This is a genomic window from Moorena sp. (assembly GCF_982860115.1).
Genome location: NZ_CEYLVT010000171.1, coordinates 1 through 16,228 on the forward strand (window position 1 = coordinate 1; position 16,228 = coordinate 16,228).

A 16,228-nucleotide genomic window follows, 5' to 3' on the forward strand; every position below is an offset into this window, starting at 1 on the left:
AACGTGGTGAACCTAAAGAGAGTAAACAGGAGTAAACAAGATTATTTTTTTGACAAGACTAGTCAAAGTTAAATAAATTTATCTCATCAAATTATGACTAATAAATAATCCAGGCTATCCTAGACTGATTATAGTAAGTGAGTAGTTTAATTTAGCTTAACTCCTTAAAGACCAAGGGAGTGAATACAATGAAATTTAAAGATAATTGCTTTTTTGAATCGCTACAAGCCTCTTTGAGTAAGCTTTGTAGCGATTATTTTATAATAATTTAGTTTACCCACACCCTAGAGATCGATAATCCCTAGCACTATGAGGATAATTAGCTATGAAAAATCAAGAGCCTGTGCGAGTATTTATCGGCTCTGGTGAAGCCAGTCTAGTGGAGAGGAAAGTCTCAATTTACTCTCTTCGTAAGCATAGCCGTAGGGAACTGGATATTTATGTTTTCAATGGCACCCACAATGCTATTGAACGTAATGATGATCAGCCTTATCTCGCTCCCATGTCTTTACGAGTTAAATATCGCAATACAACTGAGTTTAGTCTCTACCGATATTTGATTCCACAGCTGTGTAACTATCAAGGAAAAGCTATTTATATTGACTCCGATACTATCTGTTTTACTGATATTGGTGAACTCTTTGACACACATTTATATGGCTGTGATTTCCTGGCCAAAAGAGCTTATAGCACTGAAGCTAAAGACCTTTGGGGCTTGAGCGTAATGCTGATAGATTGTCAAAAATGTAACTTTGATTTAGAAACCTACTACGACGAAATTGAGCAAGGTTTGTATTCTTATCCTGACTTTGCCCGTATGAGTCCTGCTTTTCTGGCTCATCACCATTACCAAATCGGAGAACTAAACCCCCTTTGGAATGTCTTTGATTACTATGACAAGGATACGAAGTTAATCCACTATACTAACCTCTACACTCAACCGTGGAAGTCTGCCAATCATCCCTATGGAGAGTTATGGTTTCAGTACTTTAATGAAGCTAGGGAGTGCGGTTATATCAGCCAAAATGATATTGATTTAAGCTTTGCTCGTTCCTACGTCAGGCGTGATTTACTAAAGGGAAATTTCTCAGGTAGTCTTTTCAAAAAAGTGGGATACACCCCATTTATTTCTCGTCTTTACGAGAGTTTAAAAAAGCTAATGAGCAATTTTATAAAAGTGATTATATCACCAGTTAGGTAACTTAGTTTATGAATATTCTTGCTGTTATTCCTGCTCGCTATGATTCAATTCGTTTTCCTGGTAAACCCTTGGCAATGATTGGCGATCGCCCAATGGTGCAGAGGGTTTATGAGGCAGCTAACCGTTGTCCTAATTTCACTAAGGTGGTAGTTGCCACTGACTCTGAATTAGTTGCGGATTGTGTGGGGCAGTTTGGGGGAGAGGTGGAAATGACTCGCTCAGACCATGCTACTGGTACTGACCGGGTTGCAGAAGTAGCTCAACGTTATTCGGAAATGAGGGTAATCGTTAATGTTCAAGGAGACCAACCTTTTGTTACTGCTCAGATGCTGACCGAACTGGTAAGTCCTTATCTAAAAGGGGAGTTTCCTCCTATGACGACTCTTGCTTGTCCTCTGGATATGGCAACAAGCTATCAAGACCCTAACTCAGTCAAGGTTTTATGCGATCGCAAAAATCACGCCCTCTACTTTTCCCGTGCTCCCATTCCTTACTTCCGTAATTCTGGAGATGCACCTGTATTCCACCATCTCGGACTCTATGCTTTTGAGCGAGATTTCCTGAGCAAATATGCTCAACTGTCACCCACACTCCTAGAGAAGTGCGAAGGCTTAGAGCAGTTGCGAGTACTTGAACATGGATTTGCCATTCGGGTGTGTATTACTGAAAAGGCGGTTTTAGAGATTAATACCCCTGAGGATTTAGTCCAGGCTCAAGCTTTGATTATGGCACCAAATCTATAGCACTCTAAAGGCTTTCGCTCAAAAAGTAGCTGATTCTATGATAACGTCTATTAAAGAACTACGTATTATTTATGGTCCTGTATCCATTGCTCAGTTCAATCTAAATCCATTCAGAGAAAATGAGCCTCAACTATTAACTGCTTGCCCTAATCCACCACCAGAAGCTGTCAAGGCAGGTAAAGCTATTCCTGTCCCAATGGGAGAATTCTCCATTGATAGTATTTTAGATAAATTACCCAGTAATTTTTATCCTGATCTAGTGCATATGTCTGCCAGAAATATGCACTTCATACCCCGAGGACTTGAAAAATTAACATGTCCAAAAGTTATGAAAATTGGAGATACGTTTCACTGGGGTAATGGGTCTCTAAGTGGCATCATTAGATACTGCCAACGCTTTGAGTGTGATTACCATTGGCTCTATCAGGGGGTTCAACATTTACATTTCTTTGTGGAAGCAGGTCTGAACAATGTCTTCTGGTTACCAGGAACTCCTGTTATTGACCACTATATTCCTCAAAAGAAAGAAGCCAAATCCTACGATATTATTTTCCGAGGTTCTCAGTCTTCACTCCACGTCTACCGCACCCACCTACTAAAGTTTCTCCAGGATAATGGTGTCAACATTGATATCAGTTCCAAGCCCTATGTTGAATGCTTAGAAGACTACAGTAAGTCTCGGATAGTATTAAATTGTGGTTTGAATGGAGATACAAATCGCCGGATTTTTGAAGTACTCATGGCAGCAGGTTTCTTACTAACAGACCGCCTCAGTCCTCAGTCAGGGTTATTTTCTTTATTTGAAGAAGGGGTTCACCTAGAGTGTTATGATAGTGAAAAGGAGCTGCTGGATAAAATTGAGTTTTATCTAAAGCATCCTGAACAAGCTGAAAAAATTGCGACAGCAGGTCATCAAAAGCTGATAAACTGCTACAGTCAACAAGCAATACAGCAAAAATTATACCGCTACATCTTGCAGGGTGAGATTGAGCCGCCTTTCCGATTAGAACATGATCCAAGGGTGCTCCACATTAGTCAACCGATAGACGAAACAAAATTTGTCCTTCGTTTAAAAATTTACGAGCTGATTCAAGAAATTCATCGGCTTAACTCTCGGATCCAACTTCTCTACTGGAAAGGGATAAATAAAGAGCTGCTCTCGGATTTAGCAGACTTGCCACGGTTAGATATTACTTACGCTAATACTACAGAAGGGTTAGCAGATGTCAAAACTTGGTGCTACCAGGTTAACGTTAAAGACCAAGTTCAGCTAAAACGTTTGCCTTTAGAGCTGACAGGGGGTAAACAATTTCAGATAGTAATGGTGGAGCTGCCGGATACTTTGCTATCTATCAATCCGCTGCTGCTAGAGATTGAACCAAAACTCGCTGAATCGGGATGTTTAGTAGTGGTAGGAAAAGCGACAATTTTTACACAAGTAATGTTCAGCATACTAGCAATATGCTCTGGTTTATTACCGATTAGGATTTGTGCCGCTAATTCCCATCATAAGTTAGGAGTAGGAGTCTGTTTAGTTTATCAAAAAATGACTAGATCTTCTCAAGCTCACTTAGTAACGTCTACACCAAAACTGTTTGTACCCAAGCTGAGTCTTAAGGCCAAGATAAGTCAGAAAGTTTACTCTCTGCCCTTTTGGAAATGGAGCAGGGAATAGGGAGCAGGGAATAGGGAATAAAGAGTAGGGAACAGAGAACAAAAATTATCACAATTCCTACACGGATTGCTATAGCGTGTGTATTTGAGATGTAAACCTAGTGAGTTTTTTTTATTGTAAAATAAAATTATGGATTTCTTTCCCCTATTGCCTATTGCCTATTGCCTATTGCCTTTTTCGGCAAGAAGTATTTTTATAACCCAGATACAAACGCTATATATAGATTCTCTCAATCCAAAACCAGTAGCCAAGCTTCTGTGTTGAGAAACCAACAGTCAGGAAAACTCATGAATCATACCCAAATCACTGATACCCTCTCGATTGGCGATCGCTGCCCACTCACCCTGATTGGTGGTCCGTGTGTGATTGAATCGGAAGACTTTACCTTAAAAATGGCAGAGGAGATCCATAAAGTATGCGATCGCTTAAATATTCCTTTCATCTTCAAGTCTTCCTTTGACAAAGCCAATCGAACTTCCATCAACTCCTTTCGGGGACAAACCCTAGACACAGGTCTAGACATTCTCCAGAAAGTTAAACAGAAGGTGGGTGTGCCAGTGCTTACGGATATCCACGAAAGCCACCAAGCTGCAACGGTTGCTGAAGTAGTTGATGTCTTGCAAATCCCAGCGTTTCTGTGCCGCCAAACTGACTTGCTAATCGCTGCGGCTGCCACAGGTAGGGCAATTAATGTCAAAAAAGGTCAGTTTCTTGCCCCTTGGGATATGAAGCATGTGGTCACCAAACTGGAAGCTGGGGGAGCCAAGAATATTTTACTCACAGAGCGGGGTACTAGTTTTGGTTACAATACCCTAGTGGTAGACTTTCGCTCCCTCCCTCAGATGCGCGAGTTAGGTTATCCTGTGGTTTTTGATGCCACTCATAGCGTCCAAATGCCAGGAGGAAAGGGAGATAAATCTGGTGGACAGCGGCACTTTGTTCCCTATTTGGCCAGAGCTGCGGCTGCCGTTGGCATTGATGCTCTGTTCATGGAAATCCATGAAAATCCTGACATCGCCCTTAGTGATGGTCCGAATATGGTACCATTGGCGGAACTAGAAAATGTCCTCAAGGGAATTCTGAATGTTCGTGCAGCTTTGGACGCTACAACTGGGGGAAATTTGCGGATAAATTTGCTATGAATAATATCCCTGATCCTGAATTACAAGCACGTTTATCCCAGGTGAAACTGCTAGCCCTAGATGTAGATGGAGTCATGACCGATGGCGGACTTTACTATACAGAAAGCGGTGAAGAACTCAGAAAATTTAATGTCAAAGATGGCATGGGGATAAGGCTACTCCAACAGAGTGAAATTGAGGTAGCTGTTATTACCAATAGCAGTTCTACGGCAACCCGACATCGAGTCCAAAAGCTAGGAATTAAGTACAGTTTTTTTGCCATTGAAGATAAGTTAACTGTCCTCAAAGAACTCTGTAAACAGTTAAGTTTATCTCTTGCCCAAGTCGCCTATGTTGGTGATGATATCATTGATTTAGCAGTTCTGAAAGCTGTAGGATGTCCCTTAACTGTTGCTGATGGGATACCAGAAAACCAAGACAGTGCTGTGTATGTTACCAGATTAGCAGGTGGGCAAGGAGCGGTTCGAGAAATATGTGAGCTCTTGATCAAAGCACAGGTTTAAGGGTAATTAATAACACTATCCCGATTTGAAAGATAACGTCTGAAAGGGTTAGTAGGGAATGCTTCTCAACTAGAAGTCTAGGGTAACTTGGCAAGTTATCAGCTTTCGGGTGCTCAGACTTTTGTCTGTTAACCAGAAGCAATGCTGACTACTTCCATAAACCAAATGACTAATCCTAAGCTTGTTAAACGCATCATTACCTGTCAAGGCACCATTCAACTAGTGACTGCCTTATCAGTGCTTAGTTACCGGGAAAAACAGCAAAAAGACCTTACTATTAAATACCAAGATTACCTTGTTATTTATCATCTCTATTCTCCCCCTGGGCAAATTGATGAATTTGCCGCCTTTATCAAAAGGATAGCAGAGTTAGTGGGGGAGTGGCATAAAATTGTTTACATCACCCCTGATAAACTCAGTGATATTGAGAGTCGATTAGACTATTCCAGCCCATCAAAAATTTTCCGGATAGTCCATGAAATGGTTGGCACTAACAGGGCTGATGAAATTTACCTGTGCCGGAATTGGATGTTTGGAAATAAGCTAATGATTAATACTTACAAATCTGCCCTAAAAATTTGTTACGGTGATAGTATTGGCTTTTATTTTTCCGTAAAATCAAAGGCGTTATTTGCAGATAAACCAGAACCTAAATTTAATTTATTTAGCTACATCGAAAAAAAACAAAAAGCATTAGTTCGTAAAATAAAGACGAGTTTACGACTAATCACTTACCTAAAAATTAGACCAAAATTTGATATCGGTTATTTTGTATTACCTGAAGCGTTTGGGGAATCCCCTCCCATGAAAACTGTCACCTTAAATAAAGTGTGGCTTCTCGAAACGTTTCAAAAGCTGAGGGGTTTGGTAAACCCAGAATACGTTCTCCAGTTTCGCAATAAAATTTCTGAATCTCCCGTTTCAATCCTACTCACTTCAAATTTCTCTGAGGCTCGTAGAATGTCTCAGGATAATGAAATTGCTGCTTACCGTGAATTCCTGATCGGTGAAGGTATAGAGCCAAACACAGTACTGGTGGTAAAACCCCATCCTAGAGATGACAATGTCAAACTCCAGAAGTTGGAGGATGCCCTATCTGACTTGTTTGATAAAATAATAATTTTATCAGAACCAGACCTGTTTTTTTTGCCCTTTGAAGTCTTTTTTGCCGAAGCTTTCCTCCCCCTAGATTCAAACCCAAATAATCAACCCAGGGTGTTTGCCGTCAGCACAGCTTGTGTCTCCCTAAAGCTACTGTTTAATGTTCCCAGTATTGTTGGCTTTGGCGACCAGATTACTTCCAAGCTTTTCTATGAAAATTATGCAGCTGGTAGGTTGGAACACGAGCAGGAGTTAAGAGCAGCAATCAACAACGTTGAAGTACCTGGAATCATTACCGAGCACCATGAAAGTCCTACATATCAATCAATCTGATCTTTCTGGGGGAGCCGCGATCGCAGGCTACCGACTCCATCAAGGTTTGCTCGGTCAAGGCGCAGACTCACGCTTGTTAGTCTGGAGGCCCAAAACGATTAGTGATCGTGTAGATTATGCTGCCCGCTTAGCTATTCTAGATAAACTAACTGCCCCGATTACCCAACAACTAGGACTTTACTATATTAATAAACTGGGCACCTTTACGATTCCTAAGCACAGCTTTTATAAAAACGCCGATGTCCTCAATTTTCATGTGCTTCATGGTGGCAGTCGTGGATACTTTAACTATCTAGCAATCCCTTCATTAACTAAACGTAAACCTGCTGTGTTTACCTTCCATGATATGTGGAGCTTTACTGGACATTGTGCCTATAGCTATGACTGCGATCGCTGGAAACGTGGTTGTGGTAAGTGTCCCGATCTAAATATTTACCCAGCTATTCCAAAAGATAATACTCATATAGAGTGGAAGCTAAAAAACTGGGCTTATAGTCACTCAAATTTAACAATTGTTACTCCCAGTCGCTGGCTTTGTGAGCAAGCTAAACAAAGTATGCTCAACCGCTTTCCAATTCACCATATTCCAAATGGTATTAATACCGAAGTCTATCAGCCCCTCGAATCTCAACAGTGCAAATCTGTACTGAACATTCCCACGGGCAAAACAGTTCTGATGTTTGCCGCCACCAACTTAGCCGAGAAGCGCAAGGGGGGCGATTTGCTGTTGAAAGCGTTGCAAAGTCTACCCCAATCTCTCAAGGCGGAAACTATAGTGCTAACCTTTGGGACTGGTGGCGAAACAATTGCTGAGACTGTTGGCATCCCAGCATTGAATCTTGGTTATGCCAGCAATGATCACTTTAAAGCCATTGCCTATTCTGCTGCTGATTTGTTTCTTTTCCCCACCCGTGCGGACAATCTTCCCGTGGTGCTACAAGAGAGTATGGCTTGTGGTACCCCCATGGTGTCTTTCAACATCGGCGGCGTTCCCGATTTGGTACGTCCTGGTATTACTGGTTACTTAGCTCCGCCAGAGGATATTCAAGATTTCTGTAATGGTATTGTCCAGCTACTGGAAGACAAACCGCTACGGGAAACCATGGCACAACAGTGTCGTGCTATTGCCTTGGAAGACTATTCACTTGAACTGCAAGCCCAGCGATATATGAACCTATATAGCGCTACGCGCCAGGCAATAGGCAATAGGCATGCTAGCAATAGTCAATAAAAAAGCTTACTAATCAAGGGATTGAGCGATTTTAATTTTTCTTCACTTGTCAAACACCATAGTGCGTAGTGCTATATCATCAGGTGTTACAAGATTAGAATGCGATCGCATCCGTCAACAGCACTATCAGATCAGTGCTAGAAAGTTATATAGCGTTTCTCATAGCTATTACGTAAACATTATTTTTTACCACTCCCTACTCCCTACTCCCTACTCCCTACTCCCTACTCCCTTTGCTATATCAATTCGATATCGTGCCTGATTGAATGTTAGCAAAATTTAGTATAATTACTCTTATAAAAAGTATAGTAATAACTCTGAAAAAGTAAAATTCTGATCCCTGATATCTATTTAGTTAGTATGTATTGATAGCTACTAGCCAGATATAATTATTTTAAGAGGTGATCACCTTGAAAACCATTGCTCTAATTGAGGAAAATTGGAAGGGACATCGTCCAACATACCTCAAGGTTTTCACCAAAATGTTGCTTGAGCTTGGTCATCAAGTAATAGCCTTCTGCCCAAAACCATTAGAATTAACTGAATGGATTGCCTTTAACTGCCCTAACTATCAAGAGCAATTCCAGGTTTTTCAATTTCAAACACCAGAGCCTAGCTTATTTAGGATCAATGGAATTCGCACAGCCCTGAATGCAGTAAAACGTTGGTATTACGCCAAAGCTAGCATTCAGTATGCTTCATCAAAAATTGGTAAAGTACCCGATCTAGTATTTTTTCCCTGGCTTGATAGTTGTTTAGCACCCTACCTGCTACACCATATAGTAGACAAGATTTTCCCTTACCCTTGGTCTGGTCTCTATGTTCAACCTCGTCATTTGAGGCTTAAACAAAAGTTTTGGTCTATCAATAGAGGTCCTCTAAAACCTCATGCTGCGTTAAAATCCTCTAATTGCCCAGCTATTGGTGTTCTTGACGAAGGGATTGCTAAGCAATTACAAAGCAAAATCAACGGCAAAACAGTAATTTCGTTTCCCGATTTTACCGACGAGTCAGCCCCAGACTTTAATTGGTCAATCGTGAAACAAATTCAAGCCAAAGCGAAAAGAAAAAAAATCATTGGATTACTAGGGATACAATCCCAGCGCAAAGGAGTTCTGACACTTTTAGAAGTTGCTCAGCAGATGGTGAAACAAGACTATGTTTTTGTCTTCGCTGGTCAGTTATCCAAGCAGAGCTACACTTTCCAGGAGCAAGCAAGACTACAGACTCTTCTTGACCTAAAATTACCTAACTGCTTTTTTTATTTTCAGCGTATTCCTGATGAAGCAAAATTCAACGCTTTAGTTAGTACTTGCCATATTTTATTTGCTGCCTATCATGACTTCCCCCACAGTAGCAATATCCTAACTAAAGCAGCAGTCTTTGAAAAACCTGTGATTGTGAGCAGCAAGTTTTGTATGGCAGAGAGAGTGCGCAAATTTAAATTGGGTTTAACTATCAATGAAGGGGATGTGCTGCAATGTATTTATACTATAGGTCGGCTGTGTAGTCAACTGGATAACTATAACCAAGAAGTGCAACCGGATTTTGATGGTTATAGACGTCTTCACTCTACTGATCAGCTCCCAGAGAAACTTCAGAGTATTTTAACTAGTATTTAGCAAGTCGCTATCCAAAAATACTAGTTTTTATATTAATTATGTAGATAGAGATGAAAACTCCAGTTGCCTTCATAATCTTCAAACGACCAGATACTACTGAGAGAGTATTTGAAGTAATTCGCCAAGCCAAACCTCCCAAACTTTTAGTCATTGCTGATGGACCCCGTGCTGATCGACCAGGTGAAGCAGAAAAGTGTGCTGCAGCTCGTGCAATTATTGAGCGCGTCGATTGGGATTGTGAGGTTTTGGAAAACTACTCTGATATAAATCTGGGTTGCTGTCAGCGAGTGTCAAGTGGAATAGACTGGGTTTTTAACACCGTTGAAGAAGCAATTATTCTTGAAGATGATTGTCTCCCCCATCCCGATTTTTTCCCATTTTGTGAAAATCTGTTAGAGCGATATCGAGACGATGAGCGAGTCATGATGGTTAGTGGGACTAACTTTCTAGGTCAATGGAAATCTGATCGTCAGAGTTATCATTTCTCCTATTATGGTGGAATTTGGGGTTGGGCTTCTTGGCGAAGGGCATGGAATTATTATGATATCACGATGAGTCTTTGGTCAAATCCTGATATCAAAAATCGGATCAGAGATGTTTTAGCAAATAACGAGCATTACAAAGCCCGTAAAAAATCCTTTGATTCTACACTAAACGGTAAGTATGATGCTTGGGATTACCGATGGAGCTTTGCCAGACTTGCACAGTCTGGATTATCAATTGTTCCTGCTGTTAACCTGATTTCAAATATTGGTTTTGGGGAAGGGGCAACTCATACCGTATCAGCAACTAGCAAACTAACAGAACTTAAAACTCTAAGTCTTAATTACCCGATCAATTATAACCAATTTACCGCTGTCGATAGAGATTATGATCACAATTATTTTAAAAACTTTATTAAACGCTCTAAATTAACTAAATTATTAAGCATTTTCAGATTTGCTTAAAAATGTATGAAAGTCATTTCCCTTTTAGATCCATCAATTTGCAGTTCTAACTTAGGCGATCAGATTATTATTGACTCTGTTGATAATATTATAGATACAACCTTTGATGAACCCCTATTAATTCGGATTCAAACTCAAGATAAAATTTCCAGTAATTCCTATAAATACATGAAGATGAGTGACCTCAAAATTATTGGGGGCACAAATCTTTTATCATCGAAGATGAATTCCTATAAGCAATGGAAAGTTAATCTGTGGGATTCCCTATTTATTAATGACATCATTTTGTTGGGTGTGGGCTGGTGGAAATATCAAAAAAAGCCTAATTTTTATACAAGAGTTTTGTATAAAGTGCTGCTCAGTAATACCTATCTCCACTCGGTTAGAGATAGCTATACCGAGCACAAATTAAAATCTATCGGCATCCCTAACGTAGTTAATACTTCTTGCCCGACATTATGGACTCTGACAGAGGAACACTGTTCCAATATACCACGAAAAAAGTCAGACTCCGTTTTAGTTACCTTCACTGAGTATCGTCAAAATGAAAAGTTCGATTTCAACCTAGTCAAGGTATTGTCACAAAACTATCAAAAAATTTATTTCTGGACTCAGCAGCCCAAGGATTATCACTATATGCAATCCTTTTGTGGCAAGAATGCTATCTATCTGAAACCTAGCCTAAAAGCATTAGATCAGTGTTTATCTAGGTGTGATGTGGATTATATAGGTACGCGATTACATGCTGGCATTCGAGCATTACAACACAGCAGAAGAGCACTGATTCTTGCTATTGATAACAGAGCTACTGAAATTTATAAAGATACTAACCTTCCAGTTATTAAACGAGATGATATAGACTCTATTAAACATTGGATAGATTCCTCCTATGAAACAAAAATAAACTTACCCCTAGAAAATATCAATAGATGGAAAAATCAATTTTAATCAACGTAAGCATATGCGCTACGCGCACGCTACGCGAACAGCCGTCAGCTGTCAGCCGTCAGCTTTGTGACACAGACATAATTTAAATGAAAACCAGCTTAGGTTGATGTTAAAACTACTAAATATAGGTTGCGGCTCTACATATTCTAATCATCCGGCGTGGACTAATGTTGATTTAGCACCACAATCATCCCATATCCATAATCATGATATCAGGAAAAACTTGCCCTACCCTGATGCTTATTTTGATGCTTGCTATAGTTCTCATCTAATAGAACATCTCAAGCAGCATGATGCTGATCAACTTATTGCTGAGTGTTGGCGCATTCTTAAGCCACAGGGAATAATTAGGGCAGTTGTGCCTGATCTAGAATCAATAGCTAGACATTATATCTCTACTTTAGAACAGGTTGAGTCTGGTATTACGGAAGTAGATGCTAACTATGACTGGATAATGTTAGAACTTTATGACCAGACAGTGCGCCACATTAAAGGTGGTGAAATGGCTAGTTATTTAGCTGATCCTCATCTTACTAATAAAGAGTTTATCAGATCTCGTATCGGTAGCAATGCTGATCTATTTTTGGATAAAAACTCTGAAAAAAAATCCTGGATAGAGCGACTAGCATCTAAGGATAGGTATTGGTTTTACAAAACCTTGAAGAAGTTTAATCCCAGAACTAGTATTGCCAAATATCTAGTGACTCTGATCGCAGGGAATGAAGCACGACAAGCATTTGAAGTCGGGTTGTTTCGGAATTCAGGTGAAATTCATTATTGGATGTATGACCGTTTTTCTTTACGACGACTGCTGGAGCGCTCAGGATTTGTAGAGGTGCGCGTTTGTGGTGCTGATTCAAGCCGTATTCAAGAGTTTAATAGCTACGGTCTAGATATGCTTGAGGGCAAAGTGCGTAAACCTGATTCACTGTTCATGGAAGGTATTAAACCATGAAGACTCTAATTGTTAGTAGTTTCGATATCTCTGGTGGAGCTGCTCGTGCTGCCTATCGATTACATCAAGGTTTCCAAAGCATTAATATAGATTCCCAAATCCTAGTGCAGGAAAAATTTAGTGATGATCAAACTGTCATTGGACCAACAAAAAAGTTGACACAGGGCCTAGCCAGGAGCAGATGGACCTTTGGCGCTTTACCTCAAAAACTTTACCCCCAACGGGAAGATAAAACCTTTTCTAGCCAGTGGTTTCCCGATGCAGTTGTTCCCAAAGTTGCCCGACTTAAGCCCGATATTATTAATCTCCATTGGATTTGTGCTGGCTATGTCCAAATTGAAACCATTGGGAAACTAAAACGACCGATTGTTTGGACTCTTCATGATATGTGGCCATTCACCGGGGGATGTCACTACAATCACGATTGCGATCGCTATACAGTCTCCTGTGGTAATTGTCCTCAACTTAACAGCAGCAAAGACTGGGATTTATCCCGTTGGGTATGGCAGCGCAAAGCCAAAGCTTGGCGAAATCTTGACCTGACAGTTGTCACCCTCAGCTCATGGTTAGCCAAATGTGCCAGTTCTAGTTCCCTTTTCCAGGATCTGCGAATTGAGCTAATTCCCAATGGCATTGATACTCAAAAGTACAGACCCATCCATCAGCAGGTAGCGCGAGAATTACTTAACTTACCCCAGGATAAGCAACTTATTTTATTTGGAGGAGTAAATGCCACTAGTCAAAAACGAAAAGGGTTTCAATTGTTACAATCAGCGCTCCAAGAGCTGAGCCAATCCGGATGGCGAGATCAACTAGAGTTAGTTATTTTTGGTGACTCTCGGCCAGACCATCCACCTGAGTTTGGTTTTAACGCTCATTACTTAGGGACATTCAGCGATGATCTCTCTCTAGCGCTAGTCTATGGAGCAGCAGATGTATTTGTTTGCCCTTCCCTTCAAGATAACTTGCCCAACACAGTCATGGAAGCGATCGCATGTGGAACTCCTTGCGTCGCCTTCAACATTGGCGGGATGCCCGATCTGATTGAGCACCAGAAAAACGGTTATTTAGCCCAACCTTACCAAATTGAAGCTCTAGCTAAAGGAATTGCTTGGGTGCTAGAGAACACAGAACGACATCAGAAATTATCCTACCGCGCCCGCGAAAAAGTAGAAAAAGAATTTACCTTAGAAATTCAAGCAAGACGCTACTTATCTCTTTTTAATGAAATTTTATCCGGAGTATAACTATCATTACTAGAAAATATAGTATCACTGATATCAATAGGGTTATATAACTCTCAATACTAGATAATTCATGATAAATTTAAAAAGGTTATCTACTAATCAGTTAATAACTTTTTTTTTACTCAGATTAGAACCATTTTTGATTGGAATATGCTTATTTTCTGGCATGTTTCTTGATTTTCCCGGTCCTCTACTTAAGCTTTTAAAAGTTGGTAGCTATCTAATCTTGTTTTTTTTAATTCTTTGGCGATGGAAAAGATTTGCCTATGTTTTTACAAGAGATATACCGTTACTATGCTTAGTCGGGACTGCTGTGTGGTCCGTGGGATGGTCTGCCGTTCCCGGTATTCCAGAATTACTTAGAGCCGTCTTACGTGCAACTGCCCTCGGAGCATACTTAGCAGTTCGCTATAACCCTAAGGAGCAAATGCGTCTTGTGGCATGGGTGCTAGGTATAGTGGCGATTTTAAGCTTATTAGTCACTTTAGCTCATGGCTTAGGGGACGCTCCCGCTCAGGGTATCTTTAGGCATAAAAATCATTTAGCTCGTCTGATGACCCTAAATGCCATAATTTCGTTATTGAGCATCCTCAACCACCGGAAATATCGCTGGGTAGGGTGGGTGGGATTTAGCTTATCTGTTTTGATGCTCCTGCTTTCTCAGGGAAAATCAGCATTGCTCATCTTTTTAGTTATGATTACCCTGCTGCCCCTTCACAACTTTGTAAAACAGCACTATAAGTTACAAACTGTTCTTTACATGGTCTCAGCACTCCTGGCTTTTGTGGCATCGATACTAATGTTAGTAAACCTGGAATTCATCCTAGTTGATATTTTAGGCAAAGATCTACAATTGAACGGGCGTTTACCGATTTGGACTTTAGTATTTGATAAAATTTTAGAACGACCTTGGCTAGGTTACGGTTTTGAAGGATTCTGGTCTTCCGACGCTGGCTACTCTGTAATAAACTCTACATGGCTTGCCCATCGAGGATATGGTAATGCTCATAGTGGTTATCTTGAGTTAGCTCTGCAACTTGGATTTTTAGGTATTTTCCTTTTTGTGCTGAGTTTATTGATCGCCTTATTTAAGACAATTCAAGTCCTAAGCGTCACCAAAAAACTAGAATTTTTCTGGATGTTTCTCTACCTAGTATTTTTCAGTATTGTTAACCTTAGCCTAGACCCATCAATCCTTGCCGAAGACATCGTGTGGACTCTATACGTATCAACCGCTCTTTCGGCAGCTGTTTACCAGAGTCGAATTGTCAAGAATCGCCACTTAGTGAGTTTTAGGGAACAGGAAGTAGGGAGTAGGGACTTTGGAAGTCAGAACAGGAAAGAGGTAAGAGTAAAAAAATCCTGTGTAGCTCATAGCTATGAAAAACCCTGTAAATTATTTCAGTAAAGTAAACGGTAGAGTAAACCATGAAAAATTCAGAGGAAAGTACCATTGATGAACAAGAAGACCCTCCCCTAGCAGAACTTCCGAGCATTTCGATAGTTGTTCCTAATTATAATAGCGGATCAACTATCTGTGCCACCTTGGAAAGCTTAATTGATCAGAATTATCCCAAGCTAGAAATTATTGTAGTCGATGGCGGCTCCACTGACAACAGTGTCGAAGTAATTAAGCAGTTTGAACCATACATTACCTGGTGGGTTAGTGAAAAAGACAGTGGTCAATCTAATGCAATTAATAAAGGTTTTGCTAAGTGTCATGGTGATATCGTTAATTGGCTGTGCAGTGACGACCTCCTAGCACCAAATTCCTTGCACACAGTGGGCAAATACTTTGCCGAGTCACCTGATATTGATGTCTTAGTTGGTCGCAGTCAAATTCAATATAGGACTAAAAATTTAGGTCAACCACTGAAAGGAGCTAATTTTTGGATGACCCTGTTTGGGCGACTCTTGCCCTTAGGATTAGGGTCACGACCGATGATATTGGATGCAGAAAACCAGATCTACATCAAAGCTCCTACACTCAAACAAATTGACTTAATTTCTGTTGCTTCTCCCATTCACCAACCTAGCTGCTTTTATCGGCGCAAGCTGCTTGATCGACCTCAACCATTAGATGAAAGCTATGAGTACACCATGGATATTGAGCTATTTAATTATTTCTACTCCCGTGGTGTGCGCTGGTGCGTTATCGAAGAGGTGCTAAGCATTGCTCCAGTAAGTGGTGACAATAAAACCAGCATCGCTGGTGTAAACGCCACCTATGAATTAGAGCAAATCTACAAAACTTACACCAAAGAATTAATCCCTCTAACCTATTGGCATAGACGACTACGTTATCCCTTGGAGCGTTTTATAAAACGTCATCGTAGCCGTCTTTGGTTATACATAGTCGGACCAGTATGGGTTGCCCTCACACTACTATTAAGCCCATTTTATGGTGTTGAAAAAGTTTGGGCACTCAGGTGGACAAAGTGGATTTGATTACTTTTAGGGAGCAGGGAACAGGGAATAGGGAGCAGGGAGCAGGGAGCAGGGAGCAGGGAGCAGTTGCGGCAGGAAACGGGCAAGATGCCCATTCCACCAAGATGCCCATTCCACCAAGATGCCCATTCC

Annotated in this window: 15 protein-coding genes; all 15 read left to right on the forward strand. The window is 40.6% G+C overall.

Annotated features, from left to right (window positions below; translation table 11 throughout):
- Positions 1-325: 325 nt before the first annotated feature.
- On the forward strand, positions 326-1,201 hold the full coding sequence (locus AC4II3_RS23620) for a glycosyltransferase (RefSeq protein ID WP_488010730.1): 876 nt from the start codon (positions 326-328) through the stop codon (positions 1,199-1,201).
- An 8-nt stretch (positions 1,202-1,209) separates the two neighbouring features.
- Entirely contained in the window at positions 1,210-1,944 is a 735-nt protein-coding gene (gene kdsB, locus AC4II3_RS23625; protein WP_488010732.1) for a 3-deoxy-manno-octulosonate cytidylyltransferase, read from the forward strand.
- A gap of 37 nt (positions 1,945-1,981) precedes the next feature.
- Positions 1,982-3,619, forward strand: coding sequence for a glycosyltransferase family protein (locus AC4II3_RS23630; RefSeq protein ID WP_488010734.1), 1,638 nt, complete (start codon positions 1,982-1,984; stop codon positions 3,617-3,619).
- 287 nt (positions 3,620-3,906) lie between these two features.
- The gene (gene kdsA, locus AC4II3_RS23635) at positions 3,907-4,761 is read left to right on the forward strand and encodes a 3-deoxy-8-phosphooctulonate synthase (RefSeq protein WP_488010746.1); all 855 of its coding nucleotides are present in this window, start codon (positions 3,907-3,909) and stop codon (positions 4,759-4,761) included.
- Positions 4,758-5,264 carry a KdsC family phosphatase gene (locus AC4II3_RS23640; RefSeq protein WP_488010736.1) on the forward strand — a complete coding sequence of 169 codons (507 nt, stop codon included), beginning with the start codon at positions 4,758-4,760 and terminating at the stop codon, positions 5,262-5,264. Before kdsA ends, AC4II3_RS23640 begins: the two co-directional genes overlap by 4 nt.
- Positions 5,265-5,405: 141 nt before the next feature.
- Complete coding sequence (locus tag AC4II3_RS23645) at positions 5,406-6,698, forward strand: polysialyltransferase family glycosyltransferase (RefSeq protein ID WP_490722903.1); 1,293 nt, start codon at positions 5,406-5,408, stop codon at positions 6,696-6,698.
- Positions 6,670-7,929, forward strand: a complete 1,260-nt coding sequence (locus AC4II3_RS23650) for a glycosyltransferase family 4 protein (RefSeq protein WP_488010740.1) — start codon at positions 6,670-6,672, stop codon at positions 7,927-7,929. The genes AC4II3_RS23645 and AC4II3_RS23650 overlap by 29 nt, the downstream gene beginning before the upstream one ends.
- Before the next feature lie 46 nt (positions 7,930-7,975).
- The gene (locus tag AC4II3_RS23655; protein WP_488015176.1) at positions 7,976-8,191 is read left to right on the forward strand and encodes a hypothetical protein; all 216 of its coding nucleotides are present in this window, start codon (positions 7,976-7,978) and stop codon (positions 8,189-8,191) included.
- Positions 8,192-8,330: 139 nt separating this feature from the next.
- Positions 8,331-9,551, forward strand: a complete 1,221-nt coding sequence (locus tag AC4II3_RS23660) for a glycosyltransferase (protein ID WP_488029325.1) — start codon at positions 8,331-8,333, stop codon at positions 9,549-9,551.
- A gap of 50 nt (positions 9,552-9,601) precedes the next feature.
- Positions 9,602-10,498, forward strand: a complete 897-nt coding sequence (locus tag AC4II3_RS23665; RefSeq protein WP_488015172.1) for a glycosyltransferase family 2 protein — start codon at positions 9,602-9,604, stop codon at positions 10,496-10,498.
- A gap of 6 nt (positions 10,499-10,504) precedes the next feature.
- Positions 10,505-11,446, forward strand: coding sequence for a polysaccharide pyruvyl transferase family protein (locus AC4II3_RS23670; RefSeq protein ID WP_488015170.1), 942 nt, complete (start codon positions 10,505-10,507; stop codon positions 11,444-11,446).
- Between the two features lie 106 nt (positions 11,447-11,552).
- A complete protein-coding gene (locus tag AC4II3_RS23675; protein ID WP_488015168.1) occupies positions 11,553-12,401 on the forward strand; it encodes a class I SAM-dependent methyltransferase in 849 nt (282 codons plus the stop codon).
- Complete coding sequence (locus AC4II3_RS23680; RefSeq protein ID WP_488015166.1) at positions 12,398-13,648, forward strand: glycosyltransferase family 4 protein; 1,251 nt, start codon at positions 12,398-12,400, stop codon at positions 13,646-13,648. Before AC4II3_RS23675 ends, AC4II3_RS23680 begins: the two co-directional genes overlap by 4 nt.
- 226 nt (positions 13,649-13,874) lie before the next feature.
- The gene (locus AC4II3_RS23685) at positions 13,875-15,056 is read left to right on the forward strand and encodes an O-antigen ligase family protein (RefSeq protein WP_488015164.1); all 1,182 of its coding nucleotides are present in this window, start codon (positions 13,875-13,877) and stop codon (positions 15,054-15,056) included.
- 20 nt (positions 15,057-15,076) lie between these two features.
- A complete protein-coding gene (locus tag AC4II3_RS23690) occupies positions 15,077-16,096 on the forward strand; it encodes a glycosyltransferase family 2 protein (protein ID WP_488015162.1) in 1,020 nt (339 codons plus the stop codon).
- The last annotated feature ends 132 nt before the right edge of the window (positions 16,097-16,228 follow it).

Bases quoted from the DNA above. Each gene is read 5' to 3' on its own strand.
- AC4II3_RS23620 (WP_488010730.1), top strand. From the start codon at position 326: ATGAAAAATCAAGAGCCTGTGCGAGTATTTATCGGCTCTGGTGAAGCC.
- kdsB (WP_488010732.1), top strand. From the start codon at position 1,210: ATGAATATTCTTGCTGTTATTCCTGCTCGCTATGATTCAATTCGTTTT.
- AC4II3_RS23630 (WP_488010734.1), top strand. From the start codon at position 1,982: ATGATAACGTCTATTAAAGAACTACGTATTATTTATGGTCCTGTATCC.
- kdsA (WP_488010746.1), top strand. From the start codon at position 3,907: ATGAATCATACCCAAATCACTGATACCCTCTCGATTGGCGATCGCTGC.
- AC4II3_RS23640 (WP_488010736.1), top strand. From the start codon at position 4,758: ATGAATAATATCCCTGATCCTGAATTACAAGCACGTTTATCCCAGGTG.
- AC4II3_RS23645 (WP_490722903.1), top strand. From the start codon at position 5,406: ATGCTGACTACTTCCATAAACCAAATGACTAATCCTAAGCTTGTTAAA.
- AC4II3_RS23650 (WP_488010740.1), top strand. From the start codon at position 6,670: ATGAAAGTCCTACATATCAATCAATCTGATCTTTCTGGGGGAGCCGCG.
- AC4II3_RS23665 (WP_488015172.1), top strand. From the start codon at position 9,602: ATGAAAACTCCAGTTGCCTTCATAATCTTCAAACGACCAGATACTACT.
- AC4II3_RS23670 (WP_488015170.1), top strand. From the start codon at position 10,505: ATGAAAGTCATTTCCCTTTTAGATCCATCAATTTGCAGTTCTAACTTA.
- AC4II3_RS23675 (WP_488015168.1), top strand. From the start codon at position 11,553: ATGTTAAAACTACTAAATATAGGTTGCGGCTCTACATATTCTAATCAT.
- AC4II3_RS23680 (WP_488015166.1), top strand. From the start codon at position 12,398: ATGAAGACTCTAATTGTTAGTAGTTTCGATATCTCTGGTGGAGCTGCT.
- AC4II3_RS23690 (WP_488015162.1), top strand. From the start codon at position 15,077: ATGAAAAATTCAGAGGAAAGTACCATTGATGAACAAGAAGACCCTCCC.